This window comes from Pseudomonas fluorescens (genome assembly GCF_900215245.1).
Taxonomy (GTDB): domain Bacteria; phylum Pseudomonadota; class Gammaproteobacteria; order Pseudomonadales; family Pseudomonadaceae; genus Aquipseudomonas; species Aquipseudomonas fluorescens.
In genome coordinates, this window is sequence record NZ_LT907842.1 from 392,134 (window position 1) to 403,607 (window position 11,474).

The window sequence follows — 11,474 nt, forward strand, 5'->3', positions numbered from 1 at the left end:
CATTCAGCGCAGGATCGCCTCCTGGCGTGCGCCCAACCGACTGATCCACACCGCCCCCAGAATCACCAAGCCGCCCAACGCCAAGCGCCCCAGCGGCTCGTGCTGGTTCCAGATCAACAGGTTCAGCAACAGCCCCACCGGCACATGCAGGTTGTTCATCACCGCCAGGGTGCCACCATTGACCAGGCAAGCGCCCTTGTTCCACCAGTACATACCCAGCGCGGTGCTGACCAATCCGAGGAACACCAGCACGCCCCATTGCAGTGGCGCTTGCGGCAGGAAGTCGGCTTTGCCGAACAGCAGGAATGCCGGCAACACCACGATCAACGCGCCCAGGTAGAAGTAGCCAAACCGCCGGTAGTGCGGCAAATCACTCGGATAACGCGCCACCAGATGCTTGTACATCACTTGCCCGGCCGCGTAGGTGAAGTTGGCCAGTTGCAGGAGCAGGAAGCCACCAAGGAAGTGCGGGGTGATCTGGTCGAAACGGATCACAGCCGCGCCGCCCACCGCCACCAGTGCCGCGATCAGCGCCCAAGGATTGAAGCGTCGATTCAGCGCATCTTCGATCAGGGTCACGTGCAACGGCGTGAGGATGGTGAACAGCAACACCTCCGGCACCGTGAGCACGCGAAAGCTCAGGTACAGGCACACATAGGTCACGCCGAACTGCAGCGCGCCAATCACCAGCATGCCGCGCATGAACCTGGATTCTACCGAGCGCCAGCGGGTCAGCGGGATAAACACCAGCCCGGCGAGCACCACGCGCACCAGCACCGCGAAGTAGCTGTCGACATGACCGGCGAGGTATTCGCCGATCAAGCTGAAGGAAAATGCCTGAATCAGGGTGACAACCAGTAGATAGCCCATGCGCGCCTCGTTTCGAATGGGCGCGACTTTAAGGGTTTTCGGTGTTTGACGGAACTCGGGGCAAAAAAAACCCGACCTCGCTATAGCGGCAGTCGGGTAGGAGCACTCAGGAGCAACAAGTGCAAAGGGAGGTTCGATACGCGTACTTGAAGGGTTTGCGTGAAGCGATATAAACACCCGGCGATTATGTGACGATTAACCGTTGACTCGGTTCATGCCACAAGTTGCGCCAGCAACGCCTTGGCGTGGTTAAGGCCTTTTTCCTGGAAGTCACCGCTCAAGTTCACCCCTTCGGCATGAATGAACGTGACGTCATGAATCCCGATAAAGGCCATGACCTGGCGCAGGTAAGGTTCCTGGTGATCGGAGCTGGCGCCGGTATGAATGCCGCCGCGAGCGGTCAGCACAATCGCGCGCTTGCCGTGCAGCAATCCCTGGGGGCCGGTGGCGGTGTACTTGAAGGTCACACCGGCACGCAACACGTGGTCCAGCCAGGCTTTGAGGGTGCTGGGGATAGCGAAGTTGTACATCGGTGCAGCCATCACCAGCACGTCGGCGGCGAGCAATTCGTCGGTCAATTGGTTGGAGCGGTCCAGGGAAGCCTGTTCGATCGCGCTGCGCTGTTCGGCAGGTTTCATCCAGCCGCCGAGCAGATGCGTGTCCAGGTGCGGCACGGGGTTCAGCGCAACGTCACGCACGGTGATCTGATCCGCCGGGTAAGCCGCCTGCCATTGGCTGATGAACTGCTGGGTCAGTTGGCGAGAGATCGAATCCTGCTGGCGGGCGCTGCTTTCGATGATCAGAACGTTGGACATGGCTCGGTAGGCTCCATCTGCAAATGCTGTAAGGCGATGGAGAAAAGATTAGCCAGGGCCGATTCGATAAAAAAGCGCAAAAAACTGCTACAACCCATCTAGAAATTTGTTTATAAGCGGAGTATTGCTGTGGGCATGCTCCGCTGCTGCGTTATTTTGGAGCGCACGTCAGCTTGATGCGCATTTTGATAATGCTCCGGCTGAAATTGACCGTGGTGTTGGTGCTTTTGCCCGCCTCGACCGTGACTTTACGCGCACGGGGCGCCTCCGGGCCGTTGGTGAAGACCATTTTGCACACCGCGTCGTTGGCCCCGTAGTTGGTCAACCGAATCGAGCTGATAGTGCTGTCGATATCGGACGCGCTGTAATCAATCTTCACCCCCTGAATATCTTTGGAAACATCGGTGGTATAGGCAAACGCCGTCAATGGCAGCAGCGCCAGCAGCACACAACAGAATTTTCTCATTCGGCAGTCTCCAATAAGGACTGCCAGCTTAGGACAAGAGGAGCTCATCTTGAAAGCGCCCCGCGTTACCCTTGATCAATGGCGCACGCTGCAGGCCGTGGTCGACCATGGTGGCTTCGCCCAAGCGGCTGAAGCGCTGCACCGTTCGCAGTCCTCGGTGAGTTACACCGTGGCGCGCATGCAAGACCAGCTCGGCGTGCCGCTGCTGCGCATCGACGGGCGCAAGGCGGTGCTCACTGAAGCCGGTGAAGTGCTGTTGCGCCGCTCCCGGCAACTGGTGAAAAACGCCAGCCAACTGGAAGACCTCGCCCACCATATGGAACAAGGCTGGGAAGCCGAAGTGCGGCTGGTGGTGGATGCCGCTTACCCCAATGCGCGCCTGGTACGCGCGCTGACCGCCTTTATGCCGCAAAGCCGTGGGTGTCGCGTGCGCTTGCGTGAAGAGGTGCTGTCAGGCGTTGAAGAGCTATTGATGGAGGGCGTGGCCGACCTGGCCATCAGCAGCTTCGTCATCCCGGGCTACCTGGGCACAGAACTGAGCGATGTCGAGTTTATCGCCGTGGCCCACCCCGAGCATTCCCTGCATCGCTTGAACCGCGAGTTGAGTTTCCAGGACCTGGAGAGCCAGATGCAGGTGGTGATCCGCGACTCCGGCCGCCAGCAGCCGCGAGACGTCGGCTGGCTCGGCGCCGAACAACGCTGGACCGTCGGCAGCCTGGCCACCGCCGCCGCCTTTGTCAGCAGCGGCCTGGGCTTTGCGTGGCTGCCCCGGCACATGATTGAGCGCGAACTCAACGAAGGCCTGCTCAAGCAGCTACCCTTGGAAAAGGGCGGCAGCCGCAACCCGACGTTCTACCTGTATGCGAACAAGGACAAACCCCTGGGCCCGGCCACGCAGATTCTTGTGGAGTTGCTGCGCACCTTTGACACCGCCCCTCTGGACGCGCCTTTCGCCGCCCCCCAGCAAGCCTGAAACGGAGTTCGTGCATGGCCTGGTTCGACCATGAAGGATGCAGCCTGCATTACGAGGAATATGGCCACGGCAACCCGCTGATTCTGATCCACGGCCTGGGTTCCAGCAGCCTGGATTGGGAGCTGCAAATTCCGGTGCTGGCCAGGCATTACCGCCTGATCGTAGTGGATGTACGCGGCCATGGTCGTTCCGACAAACCGCGCGAGCGCTACAGCATCAAAGGCTTCACTGCCGACCTGAGCGCCTTGACCGAACACCTGAACCTGCCACCGGCCCATGTGGTGGGCTTGTCCATGGGCGGCATGATTGCCTTCCAGTTCGCCGTGGATGAACCCGCCCAGGTCAAGAGCCTGTGCATCGTCAACAGCGCACCCGAAGTCAAAGTGCGCAGTGCCGATGACTATTGGCAATGGGCCAAGCGCTGGAGCCTGGCGCGACTGCTTAGCCTGTCGACCATCGGCAAGGCGTTGGGTGACCGATTATTCCCCAAGCCGGAGCAACATGACCTGCGTCGCAAGATGGCCGAGCGCTGGGCAAAGAACGACAAACGTGCTTATCTCGCCAGCTTCGACGCGATTGTGGGCTGGGGCGTGCAGGAACAACTTTCCAGAATTACCTGTCCAACCCTGGTCATCAGCGCCGACCATGACTACACCCCCGTGGCGCAGAAAGAAATCTATGTAAAACTGCTGCCCGATGCGCGGCTGGTGGTGATCGAGGATTCCCGCCATGCCACGCCCTTGGATCAACCCGATGTCTTTAACGCTACCTTGCTCGATTTTCTAAAGACCGTCGAAACCACTACCCAGGATCACTGACCCATGCTGAAAAAAATCGCCTTCTTTGCCGGCTCCGTACTGTTCGCGGCCAACCTGATGGCTGCCGAGCCCGCCAAGGCCCAGCACGTACTGATCACCACCACCAACGGCGACATTGAAATCGAACTGGACCCGGTCAAGGCGCCAATCAGCACCAAGAACTTTCTGGCCTACGTCGACAGCGGTTTCTACACCAACACGATCTTCCACCGGGTAATCCCCGGCTTCATGGTCCAGGGCGGCGGGTTCACTGCGCAGATGTCGCAGAAGGAGACCAAAGCGCCCATCAAGAACGAAGCCAGCAACGGCCTGCATAACGTGCGTGGCACCCTGTCGATGGCGCGCACCAGTGAACCGAACTCGGCCACCAGCCAGTTCTTCATCAACGTGGCCGACAATGCGTTCCTCGACCCGGGCCGTGACGCCGGTTATGCCGTGTTCGCCAAAGTCGTCAAAGGCATGGACGTGGTAGACGTCATCGTCAACTCGCAGACCACCACCAAGCAGGGCATGCAAAACGTGCCTATCGATCCTGTTTTGATCAAGTCGGCCAAACGCATCGACTGAGGTCTGCAGGCAGCTCCGTGCGGTGCTCACAAGGCACCGCGCATATTTGAACAGGAGAGCCCGCCAGGCGGGCGTCAACCTAATGCTCTATCGTCGCTTTGAACAACTGATTGATATCTTCCGCGACGCCCCCAGCGCCGCCCCTCCCGACAAAGTCCTGCCCTTCTACCTCTACTATCTGCGCCAGGTGTGGCCAAGCTTCGCTGCCTTGCTGGTGGTGGGCCTGATCGGCGCGCTGATCGAAGTGGCGTTGTTCAGCTACCTGAGCCGCATCATTGACTTGGCCCAGGGCACGCCGCCGGCCAACTTCTTCCAGATCCACAGCACCGAGTTGATCTGGATGGCCGTGGTCGCCCTGCTGCTGCGCCCGATCTTCAACGGCCTGCATGACTTACTGGTGCACCAGACCATCAACCCGGGCATGACCAGCCTGATCCGTTGGCAAAACCACAGCTACGTGCTCAAGCAGAGCCTGAATTTCTTCCAGAACGATTTCGCCGGGCGCATCGCCCAGCGCATCATGCAAACCGGCAACTCCTTGCGTGACTCGGCGGTGGCGACGGCGGAAGCCATCTGGCACGTGTCGATCTATGCGATCAGTTCGCTCGTATTGTTTGCCGAGGCCGACTGGCGGCTGATGATCCCGCTGATCACCTGGATTATTTGTTACAGCGTTGCACTGCGCTACTTCGTGCCCCGCGTGAAGGAACGCTCGGTGATTTCCTCCGAGGCGCGCTCCAAGTTGATGGGCCGCATTGTCGATGGCTACACCAACATCACAACCTTGAAGCTGTTCGCCCATACGCAGAATGAGCAGGAATACGCCAAGGAAGCGATCATCGAGCAAACCGAAAAAACCCAACTGGCCGCCCGCGTGCTCACCAGCATGGACGTGACGATTGCCATCTTGAACGGCCTGTTGATTGTCACCACCACCGGCCTGGCATTGTGGCTGTGGACGCAGTCACTGATCTCCGTCGGCGCGATTGCCCTGGCCACCGGCCTGGTGATTCGGATCGTCAACATGTCTGGCTGGATCATGTGGGTGGTCAACGGTATTTTCGAAAACATCGGCATGGTGCAGGACGGTCTTAAAACCATCGCGGCGCCGCTGGCGGTGACCGACCGCGAGAACGCCCCACGCCTGAACGTACCCCATGGCGAAGTGCGTTTCGAACAGGTGGATTTCCACTACGGCAAGCAGAGCGGGATCATTAGTGGCCTGAACCTGAACATCAAGGCCGGGGAAAAAATCGGCTTGATCGGCCCGTCCGGTGCAGGCAAGTCGACCTTGGTCAACCTGCTGCTGCGCCTGTACGACCTGCAAGGCGGGCGCATCCTGATCGATGGCCAGAACATCGCTGAGGTCGCCCAGGAAAGCCTGCGCGCACAGATTGGCATGATCACCCAGGACACCTCACTGCTGCACCGCTCGATCCGTGACAACTTACTGTACGGCAAGCCGGATGCCACCGACGAGGAACTCACCGCCGCCATCCGCAAGGCCCGCGCCGATGAGTTCATCCCGCTGCTCTCAGACGCCGAAGGGCGTACTGGCCTGGATGCCCACGTGGGCGAGCGCGGCGTGAAGCTCTCCGGCGGGCAACGCCAGCGCATCGCCATCGCACGGGTGTTGCTCAAGGACGCGCCGATTCTGATCATGGATGAAGCCACTTCGGCGCTGGACTCGGAAGTGGAAGCGGCGATCCAGGAAAGCCTGGAAACCCTGATGCAGGGCAAGACGGTGATTGCAATTGCGCACCGGCTGTCGACCATTGCACGGATGGACAGGCTGGTCGTGCTGGAGAAAGGCCAGATCGCCGAGACGGGCAGCCATGCCGAGTTGCTCGTCCAGGGTGGGCTGTATGCCAGGTTGTGGCAGCACCAGACTGGCGGGTTTGTCGGTATCGATTAATGCGCAGGGGCCCGGGCAAGCCCCCCTCTGAACGAATTCAGCCCTGCCGATAAGGCAGGGCTGCCCTCGCCTCTTCGGCGTACGCCAGAATCCCCACGCGCTCGCGCTCCAGAAAATCCTCGACAGCACTCTTCAACCCCGGATGGCGCAGGTAATGCCATGAGCGGGTAATCACCGGCTCAAACCCGCGAATCAATTTGTGCTCGCCCTGAGCGCCCGCGTCGAAACGTTGCAGGCCTTCGGCGATGGCGTAATCCATACCCTGGTAGAAGCAGGTTTCGAAATGCAGGCGGTCAAACTCCGCCAGGCAGCCCCAATAGCGCCCGTAGAAGCTGTCGCCACCGATCAAGCTGAAGGCCATGGCCACCGGGCGTGCACCTTGTTTGGCCAGCACCACGCGAATCGCCTCGGGCATACGCTCGGCCAGCAGGCTGAAAAATGCACGGGTCAAGTAGGGCGATTGGCGGCGCACCGCGTAGGTGTTGGCGTAACAGGCGTAGACAAAATCCCACTGCGCCTCGCTCAACTCATGGCCTTGCAGCCATTCGAAGTCGATACCCTGCCCCGCGACTTGCTCGCGCTCTTTACGCATCTGTTTGCGCTTGCGCGAACTCAACGCGCCGAGGAAGTCCTGGAAGTCGCGATAGCCGCGGTTTTGCCAATGAAACTGGCAGCCCAGACGGTGCAACCAACCCGGTTGTCGAGACAACGCATCGTCGGCCAGCGGGTCGGTGAAATTGATGTGGGCGCTGGAAAGCCCTTCGATTTCCAGGTAGCCCGGCAGGCTGTTCAGCAGCTCAAAACCGTCCTCGACGTTCCTCGCCAGTAAGCGTGGCCCGCTGACCGGGCTGAACGGCACCGCCGTCAGCAGCTTGGGGTAGTAATCAATGCCCGCGCGCTCACAGGCATCTGCCCACCCGTGATCGAACACGTATTCGCCGTAGGAATGCCACTTGCGATAACTGGGCAGTGCCGCCACCAGGTGATCGCCCTCCCAGTGCAGCAAATGCTCAGGTTGCCAGCCCGATTGCGGGCCAAGGCTGGCGCTGTCTTCCAGGGCACTCAGGAACGCATGCCGCACAAAGGGCTGAGCCTGCGGCACCAGGGCATCCCAAACATGGGGGGCGATTTCGGACAGCTTGTCCAGGCGTTGCAACGGCATCGGCATCCTCACTGTTGGTTGGCGTGAAAGCCTCGCGAGTATCGCCTATCACAGCGCCGGGCACACCTCAAACCAACCCGGACAAACCCAGAAACAATTGGTTCCGTTATTAAATAATTTGTCATCTGCATGACATCACTTCGCCACTCCCCCGTCATAAGTGATCGCGATACTGACGCCTGTTTTTTAGAGCGCCTGGTTCTAGCAGGCGGCTATTTTCCGTCCGTCATCGGTCGGTTGTGTCCTGGATGGTTTGCCATCCCTCCTCACTTTCGGAGATTGATATGCGTCTTGCTTCCACTAAAACTGCGGCGGTCCTGTGTGGCGGCCTGTTGCTCGCCCTCAGCGTTCCGGTCAGCGCTGCAGTCGACGCTAAATTGCTCGACATGCTCAAGGCCAACGGCCAGATCACTGCGGCGCAGTACAGCGAACTGCAAGCGGAATTGGCCAAAGACCAGAAAGAAAAGCAGATCGCACAGCAAGCTCAACAAGAGACCAACGAACAGATCGCGGCCACCGCGAAAAAAACCAACGACCTGAGCGTGTTCGACCAGAAGCTCGCCTGGGCCGCCCGTACCCAACTCAAGGGTGACGTGCGCTTCCGTCAGGAAACCGTGAAGATTCAGGGCGAATCCAACAACGGTGGCCGTGACAAGGACCGTCAGCGCATCCGTGCCCGCCTCGGCGCGTACACCGAAGTCAACTCGCAAGTGGACACCGGCATTCGCATTGCCACCGGCAGCAGCGACGACGCGCGGTCGACCAACCAGGACCAGGACAACTATTTCGACAAGAAGTCGATCTGGCTGGACCTGGGCTACATCGACTACCACCCGGACCAGATCAAGAACCTGCACGTGATCGGCGGCAAGATGCTGCAGCCGTGGGTGAACATGGGCGATGTGATCTGGGATAGCGACATCAACCCGGAAGGCCTGGCCCTCACCTACAAATACCCACTGGGCAGCAGCGCAGAGCTGTTCGGCAGCCTGGGTAACTACAACCTCAAGGACAACGTCGACGGCGACGGCGTGCAATTTCGCCACGACCTGCGCCTGACATCCGGCCAGTTGGGGACGCGTTTCTCGGTCACCGACAACCTGAAAATGACCCTGGGCGGCAGTGTCTACGCCTACCAGAACGACAAGGACAGCCGCTGCACCACGACCACCACGCCGTGCGCACTGGCAGTCAACGGTAACTCGGCCGACAACGAGTTCCGCCTGTATGAAGGTTTCGCCCAGGCTGACATCGGCGGCCTGGCAGTGCCCCTGGCGTTCTACGGCCAGTACGTGAAAAACAACGATGCCGTGACCGATCAGGACACCGCGTGGTTGATCGGTGCCAAGTCCAAGGTGTTCGGCTTCAACCTGGACTACAACTACCGCGATATCCAGCGTAACGCCGTGGTGGGTGCCTTCACCGATTCGGACTTTGCCAACGGCACCACCGGCTCGCGCGGCCACAAAATGAAGGTCAGCTACGACATCGACAAGAACTTTGCCCTTGGCGCCACGTACTTCCTGACCAAGGCTGACTACGCCAGCCGCACCCAGCGTGATGCCAACACCAACACCCTGCAGTTGGATGCTGAAGCCAAGTTCTAAATATGTGTAACAAGCCTTGGGCCAGGACGGCCCGAGGTGGTTTCAACAGCTTTGCGTGGGTGGGGCGATCCCCCTCATCCGTTCGACTCACCCACGCGAGTCTGCCTCTGCCCCGCCGTTACTGATCCTTCAGCCGTTCGGCGGCGAGCCGTTCAGCCAATGCATCAGCATCCTTCACCGGCGCTTCCGGCATGATTTTCAGCGTCGCCTGCATCAGGCGCATCTGACGGATAAATCGCCGGCAATTAGGGCAGAACATCAAGTGATGACGCACCAGCAGACGCTCACGAAGGGTCAATTGCCCATCGAGATAGTCACTGGACCGCGCCACTTGCTCTTTACAGGTCAACATTCGCCCGTTTCCTCAAAATGCTCCACCGTAGCGAAGACTTTAAGCCGTGCTCGATGCAACAGCACACGGACATTGGAGAGCGAGAGCGTCAGAAGATTACAAATCTCCTCCAATTCCAAACCTTGGCGCTCACGCAGCACCAGCACACTGCTTTGCAACTCCGACAAACTCAGCAACGTATGCTCCAGGCATTTGCGCAGCTCATCCTCGGTCAGCAGGGCTTCCGGGGTGTCCTGGTGCCAGGCATAGGGAGCGACCGCCCAGTGACCATCGTCGGGGACGAAGCGATCGTCACCGAGGGTGCCATGGGGTGAGGGCAAATCGTCGAGCAATACTTCCCGGCGATTTTGTTTATAGCGGCCCTTGGCAGAGTTGGCCGTGATGGTCAGCAGCCACGTCTTGAGGCTGGAGCGCCCTTCAAATTTGGCCAGGTTGCGCACCACCGATAGCCAGGCGTCCTGCACGATTTCGTCGGCGTGACGCTGCCCGACAATCGCATAGGCCACCGCGCGCATGGCGCTCTGGTAGGTCGTGACCAATTCTTTATAGGCCCGCTGCTCGCCCTTGAGCAGCCGTTCAAGCAGGTGCGCGTCGTCCGCTGCCGCCATTAGAACCTCGATTTCAAAGTGCAAACCCAATCAGTGTGGCAAACCCGATGCCACCTTGACCCTGTTTAGCGCTTGCGCAGGATCACGCTGCCGATCGAATAGCCCGCACCAAACGAACTGAGGACTGCCACGGAGCCTTTCGGCAGGTCATCCTGATAGGTGTGAAACGCAATCACCGAGCCGGCCGAACTGGTATTGGCGTAGGTATCGAGAATCACCGGCGCCTCTTCCACCGAGGCTTCACGGCCCAGCAGCTTTTTCACGATCAGGTGGTTCATGCTCAGGTTGGCCTGGTGCAGCCAGAAGCGCTTCACATCGGAGACATTCAGCTGGTTCTCCTCAAGGTGCACAGCGATCAGTTCGGCGACCATCGGGCAGACATCACGGAAGACTTTGCGGCCTTCCTGCACGAACAGTTTGTCCGTCGCGCCGATCCCCTCTTCCGCCGTGCGGTTGAGAAAGCCGAAGTTGTTGCGGATGTTGTTGGAGAACTTGGTCAGCAGCTTGGTGCTCACCACGTCGAACTGATGCGCGGAGGTCGCCAGGTCGGCACGCTCAAGGATCACCGCAGTGGCCGCATCACCAAAGATGAAGTGGCTGTCGCGGTCGCGGAAATTCAGGTGGCCGGTGCAGACTTCCGGGTTGACCATCAGGATCGCCCGCGCCTGGCCCAGTTGGATACTGTTGGCGGCGTTCTGGATGCCGAAGGTGGCCGAGGAGCAGGCCACGTTCATGTCAAAACCGAAGCCTGCGATGCCCAGGGCTTCCTGGACTTCGATGGCGATGGCCGGATAAGCGCGTTGCAGGTTGGAGCAGGCAACGATTACGCCGTCGATGTCGGCAGCTGTCTTGCCGGCGCGCTGCAGGGCTTGCTCGGCAGCGCCGATCGCCATCTGGCAGAGTACCGACCACTCGTCATTGCTGCGTTCGGGCAGGCGCGGCGCCATGCGCTGCGGGTCGAGGATACCGTCCTTGTCCATGACAAAACGGCTCTTGATGCCCGACGCCTTTTCAATAAAGGCTGCACTGGACTCGGTCAGCGCCTGCACGTCACCGCGCTCGATGGCGGCAGCGTTGTCGCTGTTGAACTGCTGCACGTAGGCATTGAAAGACTGCACCAGCTCTTCGTTGGAGATGCTGTTGGCCGGGGTGTACAGGCCAGTGCCGCTGATGACGACGTTATGCACGGTCGTTCCTCTAAATCTGTCAGGCAGAAGATATTGGTACCGTCGTACCAAACTTTAAGTCGTTCGATCCCGTCCAGCGGGCATCAAACTGGCAACGCTTTATTCCATCGCGCCGCGGCTGCGCACCAGCCCAT

General features: G+C 59.8%; 12 protein-coding genes. 5 read left to right on the forward strand and 7 right to left on the reverse strand.

The features are described from left to right. Positions 1 to 3: 3 nt before the first annotated feature. The 3 genes from CPH89_RS01825 to CPH89_RS01835 all read right to left on the reverse strand — a co-directional run bounded on the left by CPH89_RS01825 (position 4) and on the right by CPH89_RS01835 (position 2,151). Positions 4 to 870, reverse strand: coding sequence for a carboxylate/amino acid/amine transporter (locus tag CPH89_RS01825; RefSeq protein ID WP_053257389.1), 867 nt, complete (start codon positions 868 to 870; stop codon positions 4 to 6). A gap of 212 nt (positions 871 to 1,082) precedes the next feature. After that, a complete protein-coding gene (locus CPH89_RS01830; RefSeq protein WP_053257390.1) occupies positions 1,083 to 1,685 on the reverse strand; it encodes an FMN-dependent NADH-azoreductase in 603 nt (200 codons plus the stop codon). 151 nt (positions 1,686 to 1,836) lie between these two features. After that, on the reverse strand, positions 1,837 to 2,151 hold the full coding sequence (locus CPH89_RS01835) for a hypothetical protein (RefSeq protein WP_053257391.1): 315 nt from the start codon (positions 2,149 to 2,151) through the stop codon (positions 1,837 to 1,839). A gap of 49 nt (positions 2,152 to 2,200) precedes the next feature. On the opposite strand from CPH89_RS01835, the gene CPH89_RS01840 reads away from it, so the two are divergent. From CPH89_RS01840 to CPH89_RS01855, 4 genes are all read left to right on the forward strand, one after another. Further along, entirely contained in the window at positions 2,201 to 3,124 is a 924-nt protein-coding gene (locus CPH89_RS01840) for a PA3225 family LysR-type transcriptional regulator (protein WP_053257392.1), read from the forward strand. Positions 3,125 to 3,138: 14 nt separating this feature from the next. Further along, complete coding sequence (locus tag CPH89_RS01845; protein ID WP_053257393.1) at positions 3,139 to 3,942, forward strand: alpha/beta fold hydrolase; 804 nt, start codon at positions 3,139 to 3,141, stop codon at positions 3,940 to 3,942. Positions 3,943 to 3,945: 3 nt separating this feature from the next. Continuing rightward, complete coding sequence (locus tag CPH89_RS01850; RefSeq protein ID WP_053257394.1) at positions 3,946 to 4,509, forward strand: peptidylprolyl isomerase; 564 nt, start codon at positions 3,946 to 3,948, stop codon at positions 4,507 to 4,509. A gap of 82 nt (positions 4,510 to 4,591) precedes the next feature. Further along, positions 4,592 to 6,424, forward strand: coding sequence for an ABC transporter ATP-binding protein (locus tag CPH89_RS01855; protein ID WP_053257395.1), 1,833 nt, complete (start codon positions 4,592 to 4,594; stop codon positions 6,422 to 6,424). A 37-nt stretch (positions 6,425 to 6,461) separates the two neighbouring features. On the opposite strand, the gene CPH89_RS01860 is transcribed toward CPH89_RS01855, so the two are convergent. Next, positions 6,462 to 7,586 (reverse strand): GNAT family N-acetyltransferase, encoded by a 1,125-nt coding sequence (locus CPH89_RS01860; protein WP_053257396.1) that lies wholly within the window; start codon positions 7,584 to 7,586, stop codon positions 6,462 to 6,464. Between the two features lie 284 nt (positions 7,587 to 7,870). Between CPH89_RS01860 and CPH89_RS01865 the strand changes: the two genes are divergently transcribed. Beyond that, a complete protein-coding gene (locus CPH89_RS01865; protein ID WP_053257397.1) occupies positions 7,871 to 9,193 on the forward strand; it encodes a putative porin in 1,323 nt (440 codons plus the stop codon). 118 nt (positions 9,194 to 9,311) lie between these two features. Here the strand turns inward: CPH89_RS01865 and CPH89_RS01870 are convergent, their stop codons facing one another. The 3 genes from CPH89_RS01870 to CPH89_RS01880 all read right to left on the reverse strand — a co-directional run bounded on the left by CPH89_RS01870 (position 9,312) and on the right by CPH89_RS01880 (position 11,340). Then, the gene (locus CPH89_RS01870) at positions 9,312 to 9,545 is read right to left on the reverse strand and encodes an anti-sigma factor family protein (RefSeq protein WP_053257398.1); all 234 of its coding nucleotides are present in this window, start codon (positions 9,543 to 9,545) and stop codon (positions 9,312 to 9,314) included. Continuing rightward, on the reverse strand, positions 9,539 to 10,153 hold the full coding sequence (locus CPH89_RS01875) for an RNA polymerase sigma factor (RefSeq protein ID WP_053257399.1): 615 nt from the start codon (positions 10,151 to 10,153) through the stop codon (positions 9,539 to 9,541). The genes CPH89_RS01870 and CPH89_RS01875 overlap by 7 nt, the downstream gene beginning before the upstream one ends. 65 nt (positions 10,154 to 10,218) lie before the next feature. Next, complete coding sequence (locus tag CPH89_RS01880; protein ID WP_053257400.1) at positions 10,219 to 11,340, reverse strand: beta-ketoacyl-ACP synthase III; 1,122 nt, start codon at positions 11,338 to 11,340, stop codon at positions 10,219 to 10,221. Between the last annotated feature and the right edge of the window lie 134 nt (positions 11,341 to 11,474).